This is a genomic window from Roseburia sp. AF02-12, assembly GCF_003461765.1.
In the GTDB taxonomy this organism is placed as follows: domain Bacteria; phylum Bacillota; class Clostridia; order Lachnospirales; family Lachnospiraceae; genus Roseburia_C; species Roseburia_C amylophila.
The window spans coordinates 479466-502673 of the sequence record NZ_QTXS01000001.1 but is presented as its reverse complement, the minus strand read 5'-3'; the positions used below and the strand labels follow the sequence as shown (position 1 = coordinate 502673).

Here is a 23208-nt window from a genome sequence, read left to right as displayed (position 1 = left end):
CCATTAAATTGTGTTTTTTCTATGAAAACAAGCGCTCTGCAATACGGACTGCATCTTCAATACAGCCATCGCAGCTCCGCAAAACCTTTCCGGTTTCAATTCCTTTCAATTCTTTACAGATATGAGAGCCGTTTTTTTCATCAAATGCTGCTGTCAGTCCCTTTACTGTCTGATATGTTCTGCCTTTGGTCATGCCCTTTTCAATTGCTCCCGAGCTTCCCAGTGCTCCTGCAATCATATACATGCCGGTTACTGCTCCACAGGTTCCCTGCATATCTGCCATTCCTGCGCCGAATCCTTCGGACAGACGGAATAAAGTTTCCTCGTCAATTCCAAGCTTATCACTGTAACTGCATAATACTGCCTGCGCACAGTTATAACCACTGTGATGTTTTTCTTCTGCTAATTTTACTCTTTCTTCTATTGTCATCTTCTAATCTCCTTTTTCTGTTTCCCGCTATTCTCTGTAATAACTTTTTCTTGCTTATAAAATGCTGCCTTCTGCCAAACGTTTTCTTTTCTATCCATCTGGCAAAAGATTTTTCCTGCGGATACACTCACGGCAGCTTTCAAATAATAATTTCTTACTGCCACAGACTGTTTCCGGATTCTTCATTCCTGCCTTTTCCCGCATCAGACACAATTTGTGTACCGTATCTGCATCCAGCTCCCGGTCCATTTCCATCATTTTACTCTGGTAAAGAAGTCTTGCATATAATTCTACCGACTCCATCCGGTAATAAGCTTCCGTCAGGTCCTTTCCATAAGTCAGTGCCCCATGATGCGCTAAGAGCAACGCATCAAAATAGTCAAGATATGGTGCAATGGCATCCGGTATTTCCTGCGTAGACGGCAGCCCATATTCTGCTACCGGCACACAGCCAAGACTTACAATGGATTCTGATATGATTGCACGATTTAATGCCTGACCGCCAATCGCAAAGGTTGTGGCATATGGCGGATGCGCATGTACAACTGCTCTTACATCCGGACGTTTTTCATATACTTTCAAATGCATCTTCATTTCAGAAGACGGGCGGAACCCATCCTGACAGGATAAGACTTCTCCCTGCAGATTTATCTTACATAAACATTCTTCCGTCATATATCCTTTGGATATTCCGGTTGGCGTACACAAAATTTCATTCTCTGATATACGCACAGAAAGATTACCATCATTGGCAGCTACCATTCCGCTCTGATAAATTCTTTTTCCAATCTCTATCATCTGCCGGCGTATCCTGATTTCTGATTCCATCTTTCTTCCTCCATTGCCTGTAATTTCCAGATTTTATAGAAAGCCTTCACTTATTATAGTCACCCCGGTTATTTTTTGCAAATAAAATTTTCTTCATTTATCTCTTCATTCATCTTGTAAATTTATTTCCAGAATGCTACTATTTCTTATAGAATATATATTTTTCAAAAAATACAAACAATTTCTGCTTATAATATTTACTTTATATAAAAAAGGAGTTACTACATCATGAACGAACCAGTTACCAAAGAACTTGTGATACATAAAATCAAACATAATCTGCGTCGTCTGCGTACCGCCATAAAATGGATTATTTTTTCTATTCTGTCCGGTCTTCTCATCGGTATGGTGGGAATTGCCTTTTACTTTGGCATGACATGGGTCACCGATACAAGAACTGCTTATCCATGGCTCATCTTCTTTCTTCCGCTGGGTGGAATCGTGATTGTACTGCTCTATCATCTTCTCCATGATGAAAAGGATACTGGAACCAACCTGGTGCTTTCCGCCATCCACTCTGGGGATGAAATTCCACTGCGTATGGCTCCGCTTATTTTTATCTCCACCTTAATCACACACCTCTTTGGTGGTTCTGCCGGCCGGGAAGGTGCAGCACTTCAGCTTGGCGGAAGCATCGGAAATTCTCTCGGAAGACTTTTCCGTTTTGATGAAAAAGATAAACATATTATGATTATGTGCGGCATGAGTGCTGCTTTTTCCGCCTTATTCGGAACACCGATGGCTGCCGCTATTTTTCCGCTGGAAGTAGTCAGTGTCGGCATCATGCACTATTCTGCATTAGTGCCATGCGTTATCTCTGCTTTAGTAGCACATGGTCTGGCATTACACTTTCAGATTGCGCCGCCGTCCTTTGCTATTTCAGACATTCCGGAATTCGGAATTTCTTCTGCAGTTACCGTAACGATTCTTGCCGTTTTATGTGCATTGGTCAGTATCCTGTTCTGTATTTCCTTACATTACAGTGAAACCATTTACCGTAAATTTATCAAAAATCCTTACCTTCGTGCTGCGGCAGGTGGCTGCATCATTATTCTCCTCACCCTTCTGGCAGGTAATCAGGATTACAACGGAACCGGCGTTAATATTATTTCCAAATGCTTTGACGGCACAGTGGCACCGGAAGCTTTTCTTTTAAAAATTATTTTTACTGCCCTGACTCTTGGTGCCGGCTTCAAAGGTGGCGAAATTGTTCCTACTTTCTTTATCGGTGCAAGCTTCGGCTGTCTCTTTGGAACGTTGACCGGTTTCTCCCCAACCTTATGTGCCGCCATCGGTATGGCCGCCATTTTCTGTGGTGTCACCAACAGCCCGATTACTTCTTTGCTGATCAGCTTTGAAATGTTCGGCTTTGCTGCAATGCCGTTCCTGCTTCTTGCGATTGCATTCAGTTATATGCTCTCCGGCTATTACGGACTGTACCGCAGCCAGAAGATTATGTATTCAAAATTTAAGACAAGCTATATTAATAAACAGACGCACTAACTACGAGAAACACGCTTTGCGAGTTTCTCGAGTTATCGCGGTGCTTGCCAAATCTGCATGCAGGCATGCGATTTTTCTCGCTATTCGCACAAAAAGAACTTCTGCTGATTGTTTTCCAACCGGCAGGAGTTCTTCTCATATCATTCACAATATGCTATTTTTAATCTCTTCTTATAAGTACTTCTGAATTTCTTCAAATACGTTTTCTACCGGAACCTGTTCCTTTAAGGTCTTATCACGGGATGTCACTTCTACGATTCCCTGCTTCATATTTCTAGGACTTACGATAACACGAAGTGGAATTCCAAGAAGGTCTGCATCGGCAAACATAACACCGGCACTTACGGTACGGTCATCATAGATAACTTCAATACCGGCATTCTGCATTTTCTCATATAAATCATCAGCAAAAGCCTTTACTTCTTCATTATCCGGTCTTACTGCACAAAGGTGGACCTGCCATGGAGCAATTTCTTTTGGCCAGATTGGACCATACTCATCATGATGGGCTTCACATACAGCAGCAGCAAGTCTTCCGACACCGATTCCATAGCAGCCCATGATTGGAGTCTGTCTCTCACCATCTTTATCTACATAAGTCATCTTCATGGACTTGGTATATTTGGTTCCGAGCTGGAAGATATTTCCCACTTCAATACCTTTAGAAATACGGACGGTCTTCTTACCACATTTCGGGCAGATTCCACCTTCGTATACCTTAGCAAAATCATGATATTCTGCGTCTTTTACATCACGCTCCATATCAAGTCCTTTGAAGTGGTATTCCTCTTCATTTGCTCCGCAGGATAAGTTATTTCTTCCTTCCAGAGACTTATCATATAAAACCACATGAGGTGCATTGATATGTAAGCCAACCGGTCCGATATAGCCTGCATTTAATCCGCATTCTTCTGTAATAACAGCAGCATGAATCTGATCACCAAGATAATTAACAAGCTTGGTCTCATTGATTTCCAGATCGCCACGGATAAATACAACCACATAGCTGTCATCTGAATTTTTCTGATAAACAACTGCTTTACAGGAGTTGTTTGTCTTATCGCCAAAGAATTCACAGATATCTTCAATAGTATGGATATTTGGTGTATGAACCTTTTCCAGTTCTGCTGATTCTGCGGCTCTTGGAATATCAGAAATATTTTCTGCAGCTTCCATATTTGCTTTGTATCCACAATCATCACAAAGTACAATGGAATCTTCTCCAATCGGAGTAAGAAGCATGAACTCATGGGAAAGGCTTCCGCCCATCATACCGGAATCAGATGCAACGGATACCACTTCCGGAATACCGGCTCTTTCAAAAATACGCTCATATGCCTTGTGTACTCTCTGATAATACTGCTCCAAATCTTCCTGGCTGGTATGGAAGGAATATGCATCCTTCATGGTAAACTCTCTTACACGGATTAATCCGGCACGAGGTCTTGCTTCATCACGGAATTTGGTCTGAATCTGATAAATCATAAAAGGATATTTGGTATAGCTCTGTGCATACTCACGAACCAGCTGTACGGCTGCTTCTTCGTGGGTCATGCCAAGTACCATCCTGGCACCGTTTCTGTCTGTAAAACGAAGCAGCTCGTCTCCGATGCTTTCATATCTTCCGGATTCTTCCCAGATAGATGCAGGCATAACAACCGGGAACTGTACTTCCTGTCCGTCTACCTTGTCCATCTCTTCACGAAGAATCTGCTCAATCTTACGTGTAATTCTCTTTAATGGCAGGAATGAAGAATAGATACCATTTGCCACATATTTGATGTATCCACCTTTTACCATAAGTGCATGACTGTCAATCACACAATCTGCCGGTCTCTCTTTAAACCGGTCACCAACTAATTTTTCCAGTTTCATTTTCTTATCTCCTTTTTCTATTCTTGCAACTCATCTGCTTAAAGCAATATAAAAGCCCTAAGCTATGATTTAGCTTAGGGCGAATGTTTCATCCGTGGTACCACCTAAATTCAGGACTGCTCCTGCACTCCGGCACATCTTCTTATGCCTTCTCTCTGTAACGGGAGAACCCGACATACCTTCACTTCTGCTTGGATATGCAGCTCCAAGACTGGTTCATCATCTTCCGTCAAAAACTCTCACCTGCCGTTTTCTCTCTGAAGGCTTCCAATGATTACTATTTCTCTTCCACACTTTCTCATATATTTTACCAACGGATATTTTACTTGTCAATCCTTTTATTCCGCAATTTCGGTTGTGCTTTCTGCTGCAGTCAAATCTGCGATTCCTTTCTGATAAGTGGTATATACTGCACTTCCTGCCAGATAAATACTGTCAGACTGATCCGTCTTTACATAATACTGGCTCAGCATGTCATTTTTATTTCCGATCAGAAGTGTTGTTGTTCCATCCCCTGTCGTCAGTGTAATGGTATTTGACGGCGTTTCAAGTCCATACTCTGATAAGTCCTCATAATCCTTGATTTCCTGCTCTGCCGTAAGTTGTGCTGTGGTGGCAATCAATGTTTCCATAGTATCCTGGTCTAAAGAAATGCTTTTATCTGCCTCATAATACCATGTATCATCTTCTTTTACAAAAGACAGTGTCTCATTATTATATTGATAAGAAAATGCATTTACATCTTCTGTGTTAACATCTGTCACCGTTACTTTTGAAGCTTCTTCCTCTTCCTGTTTTTTCTGTTCCTGGCTCTTATTCCACTTCGTCAGGCCAACCCATGCCACAATGCAGATAAGAAGCAGGATGCATAAAGCAATCAACTGTTTTTTCTGTTTCTTCATTACTTCTTTCTCCTTCTCATCCAGATTACGATACCGATTGCAAGAAGCAATAACGGAATTACTGCAATGCCGATTACAGCTGATGCAATGACAACCGAAGCCGGTACGGTCAGGGTACTGCTGTCATATTCTTTGACCGGAATCACAACTGCTGAACCGCTGTCTTCCGGAATATAGCTTGCAATGGATTTTGAAAATACGGATAAATTATTTCCGGATACCATACTGTCTGCATCATCCGTAAACATACTCATGGAAGAATATACAAGAATATCTGCGCTTGTATCATCCATGGTTTTTTCCGCCTTTAATCCTACCGTAAACGGTCCTGCAATATCATCCTCCGTCTGCTCTAAGGAACTTGTAGCATCTGTCTTACTGTACGCTGCATCCGAAGTGGTAAGTAAAGGTGTATAGGTTACATTTTCGGTATCGGTATTATAGGTAAGACCTACTGCATACGGTGTAAATACATAGCCATCCACACCGGAAGTCAGTGCACCGCTTTCTACATTTGGCAAAAGATAATATGGTGCCTGATAATAAGAACCGGTATTGCTCTCCATCACCATTCCATCTACTGCAGTAATGCCAAACTCATTTAAAACCGAATAAAAATTACTCATATCAGCATCTGTATAAGATAGCGTTACAAAAAGTTTTCCACCTTTATTGATATAATCAATTACTTTTGACGCATCATCGGATGAAAAATCAGAGGTCGGTCCATTGATAATAAGTGCCTGTGCATCTTCCGGAATGCTGTCTGCCTGCATCAGGTTGAGGCTGTTTAAAGTGACATTTGCTTTCTCAACAGCATCTTTAAAATTACCGTTCAATGCTGTCTCACCATGTCCCTGCAGTTCGTACATAACCGGCATTTCATCGGATGTGACATAGGAAATGGCACTGGTAAGCTGTCCCTCTCCATCATAGCCTGTAGTCTGGCTGCTATAGGTACTGTAATCTATACTGGTTTCATAAATATTACTGTAATTAATTACTTTGGAACGTTTACTGCTTTCTACAATCAGACTCTTTCTGGTGATAGATGTATCATCCGTATAATCCCGGTAAAAATTCGGATAAACGGAGGGGTCTTTATATTCTACCGAAATATGGGAAGATTCGCCTTCATAACGCTTTAATGTCGTTGCAAGAGTATCATCCATATTTCCTTCCGCTTCCAGAACATAAATTGTGACATCCTCATCCAGATTATGAAGAATCTCTTTTGTATCATCAGAAATGGAATACATCTTCTGTGCTGTCAAATCAATAGACGTAATGGAAGATGGCAATGCATTTACTACAAGGTTTACTGCAACTGTAACCACGATTCCGATCACAACCATGGCAGAACTGAATACGCCAAGCTTTAATTTCTTACTGCTCATACTCCAGCGACGCTTCTGTATGGACTGTACCGTCAGGAACAAAAACAGGATAATCATGGAAATATAATATACGATGCCTGATACATCAAGAATTCCCTGCATCAGCATATCCATGTGTTTTGTCAAATCATAACAGCCTAAAATCTTTGTAATCATATTTCCATTCTGTGAAATCAGATTGGTAATTCCGGTCATCAGATATCCCACAAAGAGAAATACAAAGGTTAATACTGCAGAAATTACAATACTTTCTGTCAGTGAAGATACAAAGGTTCCAATGGCAATACAGGTCATACCATATAACCAGAAACCCAGTACTCCCACATAGCTCTTTGCAAAAGCAACACTTCCATATGCTGACATAATTAACGGTGCCAGACACATAACCGCTACACTGATGGTAAATACGGTTCCGGTGGCGAGATATTTTGCCAGAACCACTTTTTCTACTGATACCGGCGAAGTTAAAATCAGCTGGTCTGTCTTATTCTTCCGCTCCTCTGCCAGGGTACGCATCGTAAGAATCGGCACAGTAACCAGAAACAGAAACGTTACTGCTGATAAAGTACTGCTGATATCTGTCGAACCATAATACATATTGTATACATAAAAATAAAGGCCAAACAGTGCCAGTGTTGCTGCAATAAAAAGCCATCCTGTCACCGTCTGAAAATAAGATTTTAATTCTCTTTTCCATATTGCACGCATTATTCTTCCTCCTTTGAAGTAAGTTCAAGAAAGATATCTTCCAGTGATTTACCACCATTTATCATTTCCAAAATCGGCATATCACTTTCTGCGCAAATATGAAAAATCTCTTCTCTGACATCTTTATTTTTTTCTGCCGTTACAGTCACCTCAGTAACTCCATCCTCCGGCAGTTCTTTCGTCTCTACTGCAGTAATATGTTCTGCATCTGCAAAAACTTCTTTTACTTTTTCTTCTTCAGCTTTTAATTTAAGCTCGATTACCTGTCCACCGGACATCCGCTCTACCAGTTCTTCTGTTTCTTCCGATGCAACTAATTTTCCATGGGAAATAATAAATATGTAATCACATACTGCCCGGACTTCCGAAAGGATATGGGAACTTAAAATTACAGTATGCTTCTTGCCAAGACTCTGAATCAAATCACGGATTTCAATAATCTGTTTCGGGTCTAAGCCTACTGTAGGCTCATCTAAGATAATAACTTCCGGATAACCTAAAATTGCCTGTGCCAGTCCGACTCTCTGCCGGTATCCTTTGGACAGATTTTTAATCAGTCTGCCTTTCATATCAGTAATCTTTGTGGTTGCCATGGCATCTTCTACATATGGTTTCCGGTTCTCCTTTGGAATCTTCTTAAGTTCTGCTGCAAACAAAAGATATTCTTCTACCGTCATATCCATGTATAAAGGTGGCAGCTCTGGCAAATAGCCAATACATTTCTTTGCTTCCTCCGGCTGTGCCAAAATATCAAATCCATTGATTTTAATAGTTCCCTCTGTTACCCCCAGATATCCGGTAATCATGTTCATTGTAGTTGATTTGCCTGCGCCATTCGGTCCTAAGAAGCCATAAATTCTTCCCGGCTCAATAGTAAGATTCAAATCATCTACCGCTACATGCGTCCCGTATTTTTTCGTCAAATGACTAATCTCTATCACATCTCTTCCTCCTTATAACATCTTACCTCAGAAAGTTTATGAGAAAGTTGTGTTAAAAAGACGATGATTTTGTGATAAAAATGCGGTCAAACTGTGTTTTTTGTGTGACGGAATTAATCTAATAATTCTTCAAAGCTTAGGATATAGCGGTCAGATAGCTGCATGATTTCATTTTTCTCATAGGAGGAATGGATATCTTCCACACCTACCACATAGAAATCATCCATCTTTGCACCTTCCACACCTTTTAAAATATCTTCATATACCACACACTGCTTTGGTTTCAAAGAAAGCTTTTCTGCAGCAAGCTGGTACACATCCGGGAATCCCTTTCCCCGCTTCACTTCCTGCGTCACTGTAAATGCATCAAAATATTCCATGATGCCGCAATGGGTAAGACAGGGACGAAACAGCCTCTCATCGGAAGAAGTTGCTGCTGCAATCTTAATTCCTTCTGCCTTTAATTGCTTCAGATAATCTATAACACCGGCTTTCAACTTTACTTCATTGGTATAAGCTTCAATTGCCATATCAAACCATTCTTTGATAATCTCTTCTTCGGACTCCGGCAGATTAAAACGCTCTTTGGTATATTCTGCTGCCGCATCAAAGTTCTTTGAAGTAATTGCTACCAGATAATCATCCGGCACTATAAATCCTCTTTTTCCAAGAAAATCCTCATCAATTTTCCGCCATACTCCCATGGAGTCTAAAAGAGTGCCATCTAAATCAAAGATGGCACCCATTCTATTGTCAATCATATATTTTCCTTTACATTCTGTCTGGTGCAGAGAAACCTAATACATCGATACAAACCTCTAATGTCCGCCTGGTCAGTGTTAATAAACGAACATAGGAAGCCTGCACTGCCTCGTCTTCTTCTGCCATAATCTTTGTCTCATGATAAAAATGATTCAATGCATTTGCCAGGTCATAGATATAAGAACATACCTTATGTGGTGCTGTCTCTTCGTAGGCATTTTCCATCATGGCATTGAAACGGGTCAGCTCTAACATCAATGCCTTCTCGCTTTCGGAATGTGCCGGAAGAATTGCTGCTGTTCCTGCTTCTTTTCCTGCTTCTTTATATTTGTTCAAAATGGATTTGATCCGGACAATCGTATAAAGAATATATGGGCCTGTATTTCCTTCAAATGAAGTAAAACGGTCGATATCAAAAATATAATCCTTGGAAGCCTGATTGGAAAGGTCTCCGTATTTTACTGCAGAAAGTGCAACTACTTTTGCGGTTGCCTTTGCTTCCGCTTCTTCTACCGTACGGTTCTCTGTAATCTTGCGGTACATCTCATCATTGATGCTGGAAAGCAGTGTCTCTAACCGCATGACACCACCCTCTCTGGTCTTAAATGGTTTTCCGTCTTTTCCATTCATGGTACCAAAACCTAAAAACTGAAGCTCTGTATCATCATCCACAAGATGTGTCTTTCTGGCACAACGGAACACCTGTGTAAAATACAGCTCCTGACGTTTATCCACTACATAGATAATTTTATCCGGATGATAGTCTTTCATACGCCATACAATCGTCGCAAGGTCTGTTGTGTTATAAAGAGAGGCCCCATCGGATTTTAAAATCATACATGGCGGGATCTCTTTCGTATCAGTCTCTTCTTTGACATCTACTACCAGTGCACCATCACTGATATATGCATAACCGTCATCCTTCATCTTCTGTACCATGTCCGGGATATATGGCTGTGCGTCAGACTCACCCTTCCATAATTCAAAAGATACATTTAAATTAGCATAATTCTTCTTTAAATCCGTTACAGATACATTTAAAATATGGGAAAGTAATGCCTGATAGCCTCTTCTTCCATGCTGCAGTTCATAGGTTGCCTGCATGGCAGCTTCTTTATAAGCTGCATCCTCTTTGGATTTTCCGCTGGCTGTCGGATAAATTTCTTCCAGCTCGGAAATGGTAAATGGAGGCTCAACCGGATATTCTCCCTCATAATTTTCATCAAAATAGCAAAGTTCCGGTTTACGGAGCTTTAACTCAGTAATAATCAGTCCCATCTGAAGACCCCAGTCTCCCAGATGCACATCACCAATCATATTGTGTCCCATGAATTTACCAATACGTTTGATGCTTTCACCGATAATAGCGGAACGTAAATGTCCTACATGAAGTGGTTTTGCAACGTTTGGTCCGCCATAGTCAATCATGATGGTCTTTGGATGTTCCACCTTATCACAGCCTAAACGCTCTGTATCCTCCTGCATCTTACTGATATAGGAAGCCACAAATTCATTATTCAGCTTTAAGTTAAGAAAGCCAGGTTTTACTGCTTCTACGGATTCAAACATTGCGTTATCCTTAAGCTGTGCTACTACTTCCTCCGCAATCATAATCGGTGCTTTCTTATATTCTTTTGCAGCAGCCATAGCGCCGTTGCACTGATATTCACATAAGTCCGGTCTGTTTGAAACAGTTACTTTTGCATATTTTGCATCAAGTCCGGCTGCTTCAAATGCTTTCACCATCTCATCTGTTATTAAATCCAGTATCTTTCTCATTCTTTCTCATGTTCCTTTCTGAGCATTCTATTTTTCCATTTTATACTCAAAGGCAAGCAGTTGTCAACTACGCCAGAAAGTGTTCTGCCATCAGAATTGTTCCGATTTTCTGCACCTCTCCGGTAAGGAACACGCTGCCATCCTCTCCGATTTCTATCAGTAACTGCCCACCCGGCATCGTGACTTCAATTCTGTCATCCACCAGTCCCAGCTTATGGGATGCTGCCGCTGCTGCACAGGCTCCGGTTCCGGAAGCTAAGGTATATCCGGCTCCCCGCTCATAGATTTCCACCCGGATATGACCTCTATCCATTACTTTACAAAGCTGCATATTAATCCGGTTTGGAAAATAAGATGCATTTTCCACATAAGGTCCTAATTCCATTGCCTTTTCTTTACTGATTTCATCTAAATGAATCACGCAGTTCGGATTTCCCATGGAAACACAGGTTGCCCGGTAAGGATGGTCATGAAAAACCAGAGGCCTGTTTATAATTTCCGGAGGCGTACCTACATAAGCAAGTACCCCTCCGGTAAATTGTGGTATTCCCATATTTACTTTCATAAGACTTCCATCTTCATTTAAAAAATCAATCCTTACTTCGCCCGCCTTGGTATAAAGGCTAAACGGTCTGTGTCTGATATATCCGGCATCTAATAAATATTTTGCAAAAATCCGCACACCATTTCCGCTGCGTTCTGCTTCACTTCCATCCGGGTTAAATATCTTTACATAAAGCTTCTCTTCCTGCCATATCGGTCCATATAAAATGCCATCAGCTCCTGCGCCGATATTTCTTCTGCACAGCTTTACAATATGACGTTCCAACAAATGTATCTTATTTTTATTCGGGTCAAGTACAAGATAATCATTTCCTAATCCATGATACTTCTGTAACAGCAATGCATCATCCATACTTATGCTCCAGTTTCACTTCTTATTACAGTATATGAATGAAATATTGTCCATTAGAACCCGGCTTATTCCTGCACTGTTTCACCGGCCGCTTCTATAACCTCAGACACTTGTTCTCCACTGTCTGTCTGTTTCTCCGCTGCCTGCGGTGTTTCCACCTCCTGTGACACTTCCGCTGCCTGCGGTGTTTCTTTTCGTTCAGGACTCTTTTCTCCTAAAATAGCAGATAACTTATCATCTGAAATCATTTCAGCTGCTTCTTTTTTCTGTAAACGTGCTCTTTCTTCCTCAATCTGCCGCCTTACTGCCGCATCAATCTCACGCTGCTTTTTTTCTTCTTCCTCTGCAGCCACTCTTGCAAGACGATCAAGAATCTCCTGTGCCCGCTGTTCATCCTGCTGTTTCCTGCGTGCTGCTAAAATCTCTTCTTCTGACATGTAATGAACATTCCAGCGTTTCACAATACTATGAGCAATTCGATCTCTTTCATCTCTCTTATCTATTGCATCCTGCATATTATTCCACTTCCATTTTTTCTCTTTATGTATATCATAGCTTTCACCCATTCGTTTTTCAAGATGAAAAATTATTAAATTTTTATTGTTTCTGGCATATTTTTATGTAAATAAGGACATCCTTTCTGTATCAGCCAATGGCTGCAAAAACATTTTAACCCGGAGGTACGCATCATGTCCGTCTACAAAGTTGAAATCTGCGGCGTAAATACCGCAAAGCTTCCAATCCTAAAGGAAGAAGAAAAGGCTGCTCTATTTGCCAGAATCAAACAGGGGGATATGACTGCAAGAGAAACATATATCAAAGGAAATCTTCGTCTGGTCTTAAGTGTGATTAAACGTTTTTCCGGAAATCAGGAAAATATAGATGACCTCTTTCAGATTGGATGCATCGGACTGATTAAATCCATTGACAATTTTGATGATACACTTGGAGTAAAATTTTCCACCTATGCCGTCCCTATGATTATTGGCGAAATCCGCCGTTATCTGCGGGATAATAACAGCATCCGTGTCAGCCGTTCCCTGCGGGATACTGCCTATAAAGCCATTCATGCCAAAGAAATCCTGATGAAAAATTCCATGCAGGAGCCTACTTTACAGGAAATTGCAGAAGAAGCCGGGCTTACCAAAGAAGAAATTGTCTATGCCCTAGATGCCATTCAAAGTCCGGTCAGTCTTTATGACCCCGTCTATACGGATGGTGGTGATACACTCTATGTGATGGATCAGATTAGTGATAAAAAGAATAAAGAAGATAACTGGGTGGAAGGGCTTGCCCTCTCCGATGCAATGAACCGGCTCAACGACAGAGAAAATCATATCGTTAAGCTGCGGTTCTTTGAAGGCAAAACCCAGATGGAGATTGCTGATGAGATTCATATTTCCCAGGCTCAGGTCAGCCGTCTGGAAAAAACTGCTCTAAAAACTATGAAAAATTATCTTGCCCTGCATACCTGAGCTCTGATTTTTGGTGCAATTAAAATTGCCAGTGCCATTTTTACCAGGTCACCAGGAATAAAAGGAATTACACCAGCCCATAATGCTGCCATCATGTCCATCTTTGCTTCATAAGCAAGCCATGCTGTTCCTAACGCATAGCAGACAATCGTTCCAACAATCATTGCCAGCAGACATAAGAGCCATTTCTCAGTATATTTATCAATTACAATACCGGCAATGATTGCCATTGGGATAAATCCGATTAAATATCCACCGGTTGGGCCAAAAAGTTTCGCCGGTCCTGCGGAAAATCCCGAAAATACCGGTACACCAACCAGTCCAATCAGGAGGTAAATGACGTAGCTTAAAGTTCCAAGCTTCCATCCCAGCAGGTACAGTGAGAAATAGATAACCAGATTGGTAAGTGAAATCGGCACCGGACCAATCGGCAATGAAAATGGTGCCAGGATACAGGTAATTGCTGTCATGATAGCAACCAGTGCCATCTGCTGTGTTGTTATTTTTCTTTTTTCCATAATAATGCTCCTATCATTGTGTTTTTTCAGGCGATTATGAAAGGAAATACCCTATCATTCACTAAAATTTCAGCTATTCAAAAGACTATCTTTTAAGCCACCAGATGCTGCAATTCTAAACAGCATGTTTTCCTTTTTGCTATGAAAACAGTCTTTCCAATGTTTGACAAGATAGCGGCGCTGTCCGTTGAAGGTACGGATGCATTAGAATGACTGTTAGGGGCACTTGGAATTTCGTCTGCCACCCGGCAACGCTGGCACAGGGATGTGCCAGCGAGGCGCATCTGAACATGGATGTGAATATGCGCCGGTTGCCAGACGAATCCATATATGTTCCGAAATTCTTAGTGCCCCTTGCAGACGTTCGGCTGCATCCGTATTCAACGGACAGTGCCGCTATCTAAGTCAAAGCAACGGAAAGACAGTCTGCATTCAAGGAAAACATGCCGCTAAGAATTGCTGACATCTGGTGCCGGATAAAATATAGTCCTTTGAATATCTGAATATTTTATTGGTAATATTGGTATTTCTTTTCACAATCGCCTAAAAATACCCTATAGATTTTATCCATAGGGTATTATAGGGTATTCTGGTCTATATTGTCAACCTGTATTTTGTAAAAGGTTAACATTTCATTTTTACGGTGCAGATTTATTTCTGTTTTTACGCTTCGTTTGATACCTTCACCAGCTCCGTCAACTTCCCTGCTGCTTTTCCACTGTCGATTGCTTCTTTTGCAAGGACGATTCCATCTTCAATGGTGGATGCTGCTCCACCAACATACAGGGTTACACCGGCATTCAGTAATACGATGTCGCGTTTTGCGCCTTTTTCTTCTCCGGAGAGAATTTTCTTTGTGATAACAGCGTTTTCTGTTCCATCGCCACCACGCAGTTCTTCTAAGGAAGCACGTTTTAAACCAAACTGCTCCGGTGTTATGGTAAATGTATTTACTTTTCCATCCTTGATTTCAGATATTACGGTCTCAGTTGTTGTTGTGATTTCATCCATATTGTCTTTGCCACTTACTACAAAGGCACGTTCAACGCCAAGCCTGCTCATGGCAAGAGCAATTTTTTCTGTCAGGGCTGCATCATAAACACCTACCACCATATTTTTTGCTCTGGAAGGATTGGCAAGAGGTCCTAAAATATTGAACACAGTACGCACACCCATTTCCTTTCTTGCCTGACCTACATATTTCATGGATTTGTTAAAGAGCTGTGCAAACATAAATCCGATTCCGGCTTTCTCCACGCAGGCTTCTACTTTTGCAGGCTCTGCCATAATATTTACGCCCAGTGCCTCTAATACATCACCGGCTCCGCTCTTTGAAGAAATGGAACGATTGCCATGCTTTGCCACCGGGAGTCCGGCTGCTGCAACGACAAATGCAGAAGTGGTAGACACATTAAAAGTATAAGTACAGTCTCCACCGGTTCCAACCAAATCCACATAATTAGAAACCTTCGGTGAAATAGTATCTGCCTTATCCCGGAGCACTCCTGCAAACCCGGTTAATTCATCTAAGGTCTCACCTTTCATACGAAGTCCCATTAAAAACGCACCAATCTGTGCCTGGGATGCTTCCCCGCTTAATAAGATTTCCATTGCTGCTTTTGCCTGTTCTTCTGTTAAATCTTTTCCTTCTGCAACCAGTTCAATATATTCTTTCATCGTAAATTTCTCCTTTACTGATTCAGTTCTTTTTTAAATGTGCCACAATAAGTTCCAATTGCCTGTAAATCATAATCATTTTCTTCCATCAGCCTGATGAAATGTGAGCCTACAATCGCTCCATCGATAATATCCTTCATCGGTGCAACATCCTCTGCAGTACGGATACCAAAGCCCATCATGACAGGAATCTTTGATACTTCTTTTACACTGCCAAGATAATCAATTACACTCTTATGGAAGGTTGCTTCCTGTCCGGTTACACCCATGGAAGATACGCAGTAAACAAATCCTCTTGCATCCTTTAAAATCTCAGGGATTCTGTCTTTCGAAACCGGAGATACCAGTTGGATAAGAATCGGTGCATTTTCCTTCTGTAAAAATTCCTTTATCTCATCCTGTTCCTCTAATGGCAGATCCGGAATAATCAGTCCGTCTACTCCGCTTTCAATACATGCATCCACAAAGGCTTCCACACCATAGTGAAGTATGGTATTGTAATACATCATAAATACAATTGGAATCTCAATTTTTGCACTGCGAAGCTTTTTCATGGCTTCTAATACTTTCTTTAAATTCACACCTTTTAAGATGGCATGATAGGAAGCATCCTGAATAACCGGACCGTCTGCTACCGGGTCTGAAAATGGAATTCCAAGCTCGATGATGTCTGTCCCCGCCTGCTCCTGTGTGCGGATAATCTCCTGCATTTTATCAAAGTCCGGCATTCCTGCTGTCATATATGTAATAAATGCTTTTTTGTTCTGTTCTTTTAACTGTGCTAATTTTTCTTCGATTCTGTTCATGCTGCACCTCCTAGTTTAAATAACCCTTTCCTGCAAGATAATCTGCAATTGTATTTACATCCTTGTCGCCTCTTCCGGAAAGGCAAACCACCATAATATCATCCGGCTTCATTTTCTTCGCCTGCTTCTTTGCATATGCCACTGCATGGGCACTTTCGATTGCCGGTATGATACCCTCTAATTTACAAAGCTCCATTAATGCATCCATGGCTTCATCATCCTTGATTGCAACATATTCTGCTCTGCCGCTGTCCTTAAGATAGGCATGCTCCGGTCCAACCCCCGGATAATCCAGTCCTGCGGAAATGGAATGGGCAAGCTGCACATTTCCATCCTCATCCTGTAATAAATAGGAACGCATACCATGTAATACGCCAGGCTCGCCCAATGCCATGGCACTGGCATGCTCCCCTGTCTCAATTCCCTTTCCGGCAGCTTCTACACCAATCAGTTTTACATCCTTTTCTTCAATAAAATCTGCAAACATTCCGATAGAATTAGAACCTCCGCCAACACATGCCATAACCACATCCGGCAGTCTTCCTTCCTGCTCTAAAATCTGTTTCTTTGCTTCTTTGCTGATGACGCTCTGGAAATATTTTACCATCTTCGGATAAGGATACGGTCCAACAGCGGAACCGATTACATAAAAGGTATCCTCTGCGGTTTTTGCCCAGGTACGAATTGCCTCATTGGTAGCATCCTTTAAGGTATTACTTCCGGATGTAACCGGCACTACTTTAGCTCCCAGCATTTCCATACGCATTACATTCAGCGACTGACGTTTCATATCCTCCGCTCCCATATATACGGTACATTCCATATTAAAAAGAGCTGCTCCGGTTGCAGTTGCCACACCATGCTGACCGGCTCCGGTTTCTGCGATTACCTTGGTTTTTCCCATTCTCTTTGCCAGAAGAATCTGACCGATTACGTTGTTAATCTTATGGGCTCCGGTATGGTTTAAATCCTCTCTTTTTAAATAAATCTTTGTTCCATATGCCTCACTCAGACGGCTGGCAAAATAAAGTGGTGTCTCTCTTCCTACATATTGTTTCAGATAATAGTCCACTTCCTTTAAAAATTCTTCATCCTTTGTATACTTTTCAAAAGCATCATCCAACTCTTTTAAAGTATTCATCAATGATTCTGCTACATACTGTCCACCAAATGCTCCATAATAACTCTTCTTATTCATGTTCTCTCACCTTTCTTACAAATGCTTCTACTTTTTTATAATCTTTTCCATGTTCTCCTTCTACCGAAGAACTGACATCTACTATATCAGGTTCAAATAACCGGATACCTTCTTCTACATTTTCACTGCTTAAGCCGCCGGCTAAAATAAATGGTATCCTTCTTTCCTGCCATTCCCTTCTTTTTTTCATCGGAAAATCCTGCCAGGAAAAAGTCTTTCCACTGCCATATTCCGGTGCGTCTAATAAAATGCCGGAAATACCATCCGGAACATTTATTTCTTCCGCTTCTTCCCTGTTTCGCACCTGATATGCTACCCAGACCGTAATTTTAAGATTTTCATGGAATTCCTGCATCTTATGAATCTGCAGAATATCAAAACCTGCTTCTATGATTTCATCTATCAAATCCAGTGCCGGATTTACAGTAACTGCCACAGTTTTAATAGAAGGCTTCAAATGTTTCTTAATTTCTTTTGCCTGCTCTATCGAAACGTTTCGTTTGCTTTTTTCAAAGAATACAAAGCCTGCATAATCTACCTGCATCCGGTTCAGCACTTCTGTCTCAGATTCTCTTGTGATGCCACAAATCTTAATCTTTGTCATGCCATTTCTCCTTACTTTGCGGCTTCCTTATAAACCTGTTTCCAGCGGGCTGCCAGCGCCTTGGGATTTTCATGTTCCATAAATGCTCTTCCGATTAAGAATCCGCTGACACCGCAATCTGCAAGATATGCCACATCATCATCTCTTACAATTCCGCTTTCTGCGATTAAGAGTTTATCCTTTGGCACCATCTTAGAAAGTGTTTTGGTTCGTTCCAGCGAAATGGTAAAATCTTTAAGATTACGGTTGTTGATTCCAATGATGTCTGCATCCAGCTTCAATGCCCGTTCCATTTCCCATTCATCATGGGTTTCCACCAGTACATCTAACTTTAATTCCTTTGCAAGCTGATAAAAGTCATACATTTCCTTGTCATCTAAGATTGCTGCTATCAGTAATACCGCATCTGCATCAATGGCTTTTGCTTCATAAAACTGATATTCTTCAATCATAAAATCTTTCCGTAACATTGGAAGCGGAGTCAGATTTCTTACTTTCCGGAAATAATCAGTATTTCCAAGGAAATGCTTCTCTTCTGTCAGGCAGGATACCGCATCCACAGAAGCGGTATAATCTTCCATCCGCTCTTCCAATGTAATCCTGCTTTCTATCTTTCCAAGGCTTGGGGATGCATTTTTAAATTCTCCGATAATGGAAAGTCCATCTTTGGCAAGATTCTGATAAAAGCTTCTTACCTTTTCTTTCTTTGCTGCTTCTTCCCTTAACTTCTCTTCTGCCAAAGTCCGCATCACGGTCAGATCTGTTTTCTGCTTATCACGAAATAGCTGCTCTCTTTTATCTGCAACAATTTCATCTAATATCATGTTCTATATCCTCCCATTCAAGAAATTCTCTATCATACGCTTTCCATGCTGTGTATAAATGGATTCCGGATGGAACTGTAATCCAGCTACCGGATAATCTTTATGGCGCATTGCCATGATTTCTCCATCCTCTGTCTCCGCCGTTACCACAAGGCACTCCGGAAGACTATCTTTCTGAACAGCCAGGGAATGATATCTTGCCACCTGAATCGGGCTTTCAATTCCCTGAAAGATTCCTGTGCCGTCATGGGCAATCAGGGACTGTTTTCCATGATATAATTCCTTTGCATAGCTCACTACGCCGCCAAAGGCTTCCCCGATACACTGATGTCCTAAGCAGATGCCAAGGATTGGAATTGTCTTATAAAATTCCTTCACCACATCCATACAGATGCCGGCATCCTTCGGTGCTTTTGGTCCCGGAGAAAGAATGATGCGTTCCGGGTTTATGGTGCGGATTTCTTCTATTGTAATCTTGTCATTCCGTTTTACGATAATGTCCTTCGTAAAAGTTCCTATATACTGATACAGGTTATAGGTAAATGAATCGTAGTTATCAATCAGCAGTATCATAAGTTCTCCTCCTCAACCAAAGTCTTTGCCAATGCCATTACTTTATTGCAGCATTCATAATATTCATTTTCCGGTACGGAATCTGCTACGATTCCGGCTCCTGCCTGAAGGTATACCTCATTTCCTTTCTTTACCATGGTCCGGATTGTAATACAGAAATCCATGTCTCCACCGAAATCAATATATCCGGTTGCTCCACCATATAAGCCTCTTCGTACACTTTCTAATTCATCAATGATTTCCATGGCTCGAATCTTTGGTGCTCCGCTTAAGGTTCCTGCCGGAAGGAAGGATGCCACCAAATCTAATGGATGGGATTCTCCTTTCTTGCGTCCCTCTACCTGGGAAACAATATGCATTACATGGGAATAATTCTGTACTTCCATAAACTGTGTTACCTTTACGGTTCCAAATTCACTGATTCTTCCCATATCATTTCTTGCAAGGTCTACTAACATAACATGTTCTGCCCGCTCTTTTTCATCGGAAAGTAGTTCATCCCGTAGCCGTTTGTCTTCTGCTTCATCTTTTCCTCTCTTCCGGGTTCCTGCAATCGGACAGGTGAACACTTTATTTCCCTGCTTCTTTACAATCATCTCCGGTGAACTTCCGATTACTTCAAAGGTTCCATAATTAAAATAATAAAGATATGGAGAAGGATTTAATTCTCTTAATTCCTTATATAATTCAAAACCGGTCTGTCTGGTTTCAATCGTCCAGCGCTGTGACAATACGGTCTGGAACACATGGCCTTCTCTGATATAATGTTTGATTTTCTCTACCTTTTCGCCATATTCTTCGATACTGTCTGACTTCTTAATAATTTTTCCATCGTGGTAGAAGTTCCGTTTGCATTCCTTCTTCTCCATGGCTTTCTTTATCATTTGTCCTGCCTTTTCCATTGCCTGCTCTCTTCCTTCTTCCGAAGGCTCTTCTAATACTACAGCAGTCAGTGTTTCTGCTACATGGTCTACCATAAGGAAAGAAGTCATCAACATCATCTGTATGGTTTCGATTCCGATTTCATCCGGGTTATTGTCCGGAAGCACTTCAGAATATCTTACGAAATCATATCCAAGATTTCCAACCAGTCCACCGGAGAAGGACAGCTCTTCATCTTCTTTTTCGATATGAAATTCACTGTAATATTCTTTCAGACGCTCCAGCGGATTTCCTTCTCTTACTTTCTCTGTGCCATCTGCTTTTGTAATCACCAGTGCATTTCCTCTTGATGTTACAATTTCTTCCGGCTCCATGCCAAAGAAAGTATAGCGGTCATAATTCTTATCGTAACTTTCTAACAGGAAGCCTTTTTTATCTCCTACCAGACTTTCGTACATGTCTGTTGATTTTTCATTGACAATGCTCACTGTTTTTTTGAATACTTTTCTGTTTCTTACCATAATCATCCTCCTATAAACCGGCTTTATAAATGCTGCTCGTGCAAAGAAAAAGTCCCTGACTGGAAAATGTTCTTTTCCAGTCAGGGACGCTTATCGCGTGGTGCCACCCATCTTCGCTATGTCTGCTTTTTACCTGCAAGTAATTAAAAAAGCGGATATTTTCAATTAGAAAATATCCGCCACTAATTCAAACATAACCTCTTGGATACAGAAGTCTCCTTCGATATCCTCGTCCCTGTAACGTGGGAAAACGGCATCCGCTACTATTGTTCACTTTGCATCTGACAAATCCATTCCGAATAAACTATCTTACCGGCTTCCACCAACGCCGGCTCTCTGTAAAGAAATCATTTACCGTACTACTTTTGCTCACTGATTTTATTTATTCAGTTCATTAATTGGGCTTAGTTTATCACTGTAAAGCGATGATGTCAATGTATTTTTATAAAATTTTTTCTATCTTTTTTGCAAAATCATACAAAAAAAAAGAAAAACATTGTCAAGCTGACTTTAATATGATACCTTAATAGAGTATAACCATTCACGTAATATATGAAAAGGAGAAAGTTATGTATAATTTAAATGGAGAAAATGTAAACGACAATCCAAATGGTTTTTCCGGAAATGAACCTGCCGGAACTCCAAACCCAGACAACAATGCTCAGATGAACTATGGTCAACCGGCTCCTGAGCAGCAGACGTACAACCAGCCGGAAAATGGTCCTCAGACCTATGATGCACCAAATACAAATCAGCAGCAGGCATTCAACCAGACCGATTATAATCCAAACAGCTTTAATCAGAACGCTTATAATCAGTCGGCTTACAATCAGCCAGATTACGGACAGCAGGCATTTAACAATGGAAACACCTATAATGGAAACAGCTACAATGCAGCACCTTCCTACAATATCAACGGTGATGCGCCGAAAAAATCCTGTGTTTTTGGTGTCCTTGGTCTGATTCTTGGTATCGCAGCTTTACCTTTCGGATGGTTTGTTCCAATTATCGGAATCATTCTTGGTATCGCTGCTATCATTCTTTCCATTCTTGGAATGGGTAAGAACCGTGACCTTCGTGGTGCAGCAATTGCCGGATTAATCATTTCCATTCTGGCAACCATCTTTTCTATCGGTGTTATTGTATATGCAGTTATCAATGTTTCTAAAACCTTAAGCAAAGCTGGAAAAGAACTTTTTGACAACAGTGGTATCACATCTGATCTTGATGACTTTGATTTTGATTCCGATTCAGATGATAGTGATGACTATGATGACAGTGATTACAGTGATTACAGCTATGGCGATGACAAAGAAGTTCCTTTAGATAATGTTGTATTATACTCAGCTAATGATGTTACCATTACAGCTACCAGTATTGTATACAGCTACTATGATGATTCTGTAATTCCGGAAATTAAAGTTACTGTTGAAAACAATACTTCTAACGACCTTGGAATCAATGTTGATTATTGTGCAATCAATGGTGTAACCATGTATGGTTATATTTCAGGTGACGTCGCTGCCGGCAAAAAAAGCAACGAAGAACTTAGCATTTCTACTGATGATTTCACTTTAACCGGTTTTGACAGCATTGATAATATTAAACTTCAGGTAAGCTTCTATGATTCTGATACTTATGATACTTTGATTGATGATGGTGTTGTACAGGATATCAATCTTTCCGATTCCTATACCCCATTCTCTATTTCCTCTGTTCCGGGTGCAGTTGCATTAGATTCCTCTAATGGCATCAATGCATATTATGTCGGCACAACAACCGGTTGGGATGATACACTTGTATTTGTATTCTATATTGAGAACACTACAGATAAAACCTGTGTTGCTGAATCCGATGATTTCTCAATCAATGACTTTATGCAGGATGATTACGGATATGGATATCTTCTTCCTGGAACCGGTACCTTTATGTCAATTGAAGCAAATGATGATATTACATCTATTGATGATGTAACCAATGCTTCTATTAAATTTGAAGTACGTGATTATGATTCTTATGAGACATTCTATTCCTCTGATGAATTAACATTTATCTCAAATAACTAAGGAATTTTAAAATAATACAAATC

The 23208-nt window shown here is 40.9% G+C and carries 22 protein-coding genes and 2 other annotated features; of the genes, 4 read left to right on the top strand and 18 right to left on the bottom strand.

The features are described 5' to 3' along the window. Window positions 1-19 precede the first annotated feature (19 nt). The gene (locus tag DV740_RS02370; protein WP_117946894.1) at window positions 20-430 is read right to left on the bottom strand and encodes a C-GCAxxG-C-C family protein; all 411 of its coding nucleotides are present in this window, start codon (window positions 428-430) and stop codon (window positions 20-22) included. Window positions 431-520: 90 nt separating this feature from the next. Beyond that, entirely contained in the window at window positions 521-1258 is a 738-nt protein-coding gene (locus DV740_RS02365) for a class II aldolase/adducin family protein (protein ID WP_117697145.1), read from the bottom strand. Window positions 1259-1486: 228 nt separating this feature from the next. On the opposite strand from DV740_RS02365, the gene DV740_RS02360 reads away from it, so the two are divergent. Beyond that, window positions 1487-2761 carry a chloride channel protein gene (locus tag DV740_RS02360; protein ID WP_117697143.1) on the top strand — a complete coding sequence of 425 codons (1275 nt, stop codon included), beginning with the start codon at window positions 1487-1489 and terminating at the stop codon, window positions 2759-2761. 171 nt (window positions 2762-2932) lie between these two features. On the opposite strand, the gene DV740_RS02355 is transcribed toward DV740_RS02360, so the two are convergent. From DV740_RS02355 to DV740_RS02320, 8 genes are all read right to left on the bottom strand, one after another. Next, a complete protein-coding gene (locus DV740_RS02355) occupies window positions 2933-4636 on the bottom strand; it encodes a proline--tRNA ligase (protein WP_117697141.1) in 1704 nt (567 codons plus the stop codon). Window positions 4637-4708: 72 nt separating this feature from the next. Beyond that, window positions 4709-4936, bottom strand: a binding site (T-box leader). Between the two features lie 38 nt (window positions 4937-4974). Beyond that, the gene (locus DV740_RS02350; protein WP_118087408.1) at window positions 4975-5538 is read right to left on the bottom strand and encodes a DUF4340 domain-containing protein; all 564 of its coding nucleotides are present in this window, start codon (window positions 5536-5538) and stop codon (window positions 4975-4977) included. Beyond that, a complete protein-coding gene (locus DV740_RS02345) occupies window positions 5538-7643 on the bottom strand; it encodes a Gldg family protein (protein WP_118087407.1) in 2106 nt (701 codons plus the stop codon). The genes DV740_RS02350 and DV740_RS02345 overlap by 1 nt, the downstream gene beginning before the upstream one ends. Next, on the bottom strand, window positions 7643-8584 hold the full coding sequence (locus tag DV740_RS02340) for an ABC transporter ATP-binding protein (RefSeq protein WP_117697135.1): 942 nt from the start codon (window positions 8582-8584) through the stop codon (window positions 7643-7645). The genes DV740_RS02345 and DV740_RS02340 overlap by 1 nt, the downstream gene beginning before the upstream one ends. A 113-nt stretch (window positions 8585-8697) precedes the next feature. Next, on the bottom strand, window positions 8698-9345 hold the full coding sequence (locus tag DV740_RS02335; RefSeq protein ID WP_117840986.1) for an HAD family hydrolase: 648 nt from the start codon (window positions 9343-9345) through the stop codon (window positions 8698-8700). A gap of 10 nt (window positions 9346-9355) precedes the next feature. After that, a complete protein-coding gene (argS, locus tag DV740_RS02330) occupies window positions 9356-11125 on the bottom strand; it encodes an arginine--tRNA ligase (RefSeq protein ID WP_117946889.1) in 1770 nt (589 codons plus the stop codon). Window positions 11126-11192: 67 nt separating this feature from the next. Then, a complete protein-coding gene (dapF, locus tag DV740_RS02325) occupies window positions 11193-12041 on the bottom strand; it encodes a diaminopimelate epimerase (RefSeq protein WP_118087406.1) in 849 nt (282 codons plus the stop codon). A gap of 65 nt (window positions 12042-12106) precedes the next feature. After that, complete coding sequence (locus tag DV740_RS02320) at window positions 12107-12556, bottom strand: hypothetical protein (RefSeq protein WP_118087405.1); 450 nt, start codon at window positions 12554-12556, stop codon at window positions 12107-12109. 174 nt (window positions 12557-12730) lie between these two features. Between DV740_RS02320 and sigG the strand changes: the two genes are divergently transcribed. Further along, the gene (sigG, locus tag DV740_RS02315) at window positions 12731-13516 is read left to right on the top strand and encodes an RNA polymerase sporulation sigma factor SigG (RefSeq protein WP_118087404.1); all 786 of its coding nucleotides are present in this window, start codon (window positions 12731-12733) and stop codon (window positions 13514-13516) included. Here sigG and DV740_RS02310 read toward each other — a convergent pair. Beyond that, window positions 13495-14034, bottom strand: a complete 540-nt coding sequence (locus tag DV740_RS02310) for a biotin transporter BioY (RefSeq protein ID WP_118087403.1) — start codon at window positions 14032-14034, stop codon at window positions 13495-13497. The genes sigG and DV740_RS02310 overlap by 22 nt on opposite strands. Before the next feature lie 209 nt (window positions 14035-14243). Between DV740_RS02310 and DV740_RS14650 the strand changes: the two genes are divergently transcribed. Then, window positions 14244-14438, top strand: a complete 195-nt coding sequence (locus tag DV740_RS14650; RefSeq protein WP_147337963.1) for a hypothetical protein — start codon at window positions 14244-14246, stop codon at window positions 14436-14438. Window positions 14439-14697: 259 nt separating this feature from the next. On the opposite strand, the gene trpD is transcribed toward DV740_RS14650, so the two are convergent. The 7 genes from trpD to trpE are packed head-to-tail and all read right to left on the bottom strand — an operon-like array spanning window position 14698 to window position 21119. Then, window positions 14698-15711, bottom strand: coding sequence for an anthranilate phosphoribosyltransferase (gene trpD / locus DV740_RS02305; RefSeq protein ID WP_118087402.1), 1014 nt, complete (start codon window positions 15709-15711; stop codon window positions 14698-14700). Between the two features lie 14 nt (window positions 15712-15725). Further along, window positions 15726-16517, bottom strand: a complete 792-nt coding sequence (gene trpA / locus DV740_RS02300; protein WP_118087401.1) for a tryptophan synthase subunit alpha — start codon at window positions 16515-16517, stop codon at window positions 15726-15728. A 10-nt stretch (window positions 16518-16527) separates the two neighbouring features. Then, the gene (gene trpB / locus DV740_RS02295; RefSeq protein ID WP_022242610.1) at window positions 16528-17715 is read right to left on the bottom strand and encodes a tryptophan synthase subunit beta; all 1188 of its coding nucleotides are present in this window, start codon (window positions 17713-17715) and stop codon (window positions 16528-16530) included. Beyond that, a complete protein-coding gene (locus DV740_RS02290; protein ID WP_118087400.1) occupies window positions 17708-18319 on the bottom strand; it encodes a phosphoribosylanthranilate isomerase in 612 nt (203 codons plus the stop codon). Before DV740_RS02290 ends, trpB begins: the two co-directional genes overlap by 8 nt. Before the next feature lie 11 nt (window positions 18320-18330). After that, window positions 18331-19143: an indole-3-glycerol phosphate synthase TrpC gene (gene trpC, locus DV740_RS02285; protein ID WP_118087399.1), complete on the bottom strand. Its 813-nt coding sequence runs from the start codon at window positions 19141-19143 to the stop codon at window positions 18331-18333. Between the two features lie 3 nt (window positions 19144-19146). Further along, window positions 19147-19716: an anthranilate synthase component II gene (locus tag DV740_RS02280; RefSeq protein WP_117840978.1), complete on the bottom strand. Its 570-nt coding sequence runs from the start codon at window positions 19714-19716 to the stop codon at window positions 19147-19149. Beyond that, window positions 19713-21119 (bottom strand): anthranilate synthase component I, encoded by a 1407-nt coding sequence (gene trpE, locus DV740_RS02275; protein WP_117840977.1) that lies wholly within the window; start codon window positions 21117-21119, stop codon window positions 19713-19715. The genes DV740_RS02280 and trpE overlap by 4 nt, the downstream gene beginning before the upstream one ends. Before the next feature lie 79 nt (window positions 21120-21198). Next, window positions 21199-21501 (bottom strand) — a binding site (T-box leader). A gap of 187 nt (window positions 21502-21688) precedes the next feature. Here trpE and DV740_RS02270 point away from each other — a divergent pair. After that, a complete protein-coding gene (locus tag DV740_RS02270) occupies window positions 21689-23185 on the top strand; it encodes a hypothetical protein (RefSeq protein ID WP_118087398.1) in 1497 nt (498 codons plus the stop codon). Window positions 23186-23208 lie beyond the last annotated feature (23 nt).

Bases quoted from the DNA above. Each gene is read 5' to 3' on its own strand.
- trpB (WP_022242610.1), bottom strand. From the start codon at position 17,715: ATGAATAAGAAGAGTTATTATGGAGCATTTGGTGGACAGTATGTAGCA.
- DV740_RS02350 (WP_118087408.1), bottom strand. From the start codon at position 5,538: ATGAAGAAACAGAAAAAACAGTTGATTGCTTTATGCATCCTGCTTCTT.
- DV740_RS02280 (WP_117840978.1), bottom strand. From the start codon at position 19,716: ATGATACTGCTGATTGATAACTACGATTCATTTACCTATAACCTGTAT.
- DV740_RS02345 (WP_118087407.1), bottom strand. From the start codon at position 7,643: ATGCGTGCAATATGGAAAAGAGAATTAAAATCTTATTTTCAGACGGTG.
- DV740_RS02290 (WP_118087400.1), bottom strand. From the start codon at position 18,319: ATGACAAAGATTAAGATTTGTGGCATCACAAGAGAATCTGAGACAGAA.
- trpA (WP_118087401.1), bottom strand. From the start codon at position 16,517: ATGAACAGAATCGAAGAAAAATTAGCACAGTTAAAAGAACAGAACAAA.
- DV740_RS02320 (WP_118087405.1), bottom strand. From the start codon at position 12,556: ATGCAGGATGCAATAGATAAGAGAGATGAAAGAGATCGAATTGCTCAT.
- DV740_RS02270 (WP_118087398.1), top strand. From the start codon at position 21,689: ATGTATAATTTAAATGGAGAAAATGTAAACGACAATCCAAATGGTTTT.
- sigG (WP_118087404.1), top strand. From the start codon at position 12,731: ATGTCCGTCTACAAAGTTGAAATCTGCGGCGTAAATACCGCAAAGCTT.
- argS (WP_117946889.1), bottom strand. From the start codon at position 11,125: ATGAGAAAGATACTGGATTTAATAACAGATGAGATGGTGAAAGCATTT.
- DV740_RS14650 (WP_147337963.1), top strand. From the start codon at position 14,244: ATGACTGTTAGGGGCACTTGGAATTTCGTCTGCCACCCGGCAACGCTG.
- trpC (WP_118087399.1), bottom strand. From the start codon at position 19,143: ATGATATTAGATGAAATTGTTGCAGATAAAAGAGAGCAGCTATTTCGT.
- trpE (WP_117840977.1), bottom strand. From the start codon at position 21,119: ATGGTAAGAAACAGAAAAGTATTCAAAAAAACAGTGAGCATTGTCAAT.
- trpD (WP_118087402.1), bottom strand. From the start codon at position 15,711: ATGAAAGAATATATTGAACTGGTTGCAGAAGGAAAAGATTTAACAGAA.
- DV740_RS02335 (WP_117840986.1), bottom strand. From the start codon at position 9,345: ATGATTGACAATAGAATGGGTGCCATCTTTGATTTAGATGGCACTCTT.
- dapF (WP_118087406.1), bottom strand. From the start codon at position 12,041: ATGGATGATGCATTGCTGTTACAGAAGTATCATGGATTAGGAAATGAT.
- DV740_RS02355 (WP_117697141.1), bottom strand. From the start codon at position 4,636: ATGAAACTGGAAAAATTAGTTGGTGACCGGTTTAAAGAGAGACCGGCA.
- DV740_RS02365 (WP_117697145.1), bottom strand. From the start codon at position 1,258: ATGGAATCAGAAATCAGGATACGCCGGCAGATGATAGAGATTGGAAAA.
- DV740_RS02370 (WP_117946894.1), bottom strand. From the start codon at position 430: ATGACAATAGAAGAAAGAGTAAAATTAGCAGAAGAAAAACATCACAGT.
- DV740_RS02360 (WP_117697143.1), top strand. From the start codon at position 1,487: ATGAACGAACCAGTTACCAAAGAACTTGTGATACATAAAATCAAACAT.
- DV740_RS02310 (WP_118087403.1), bottom strand. From the start codon at position 14,034: ATGGAAAAAAGAAAAATAACAACACAGCAGATGGCACTGGTTGCTATC.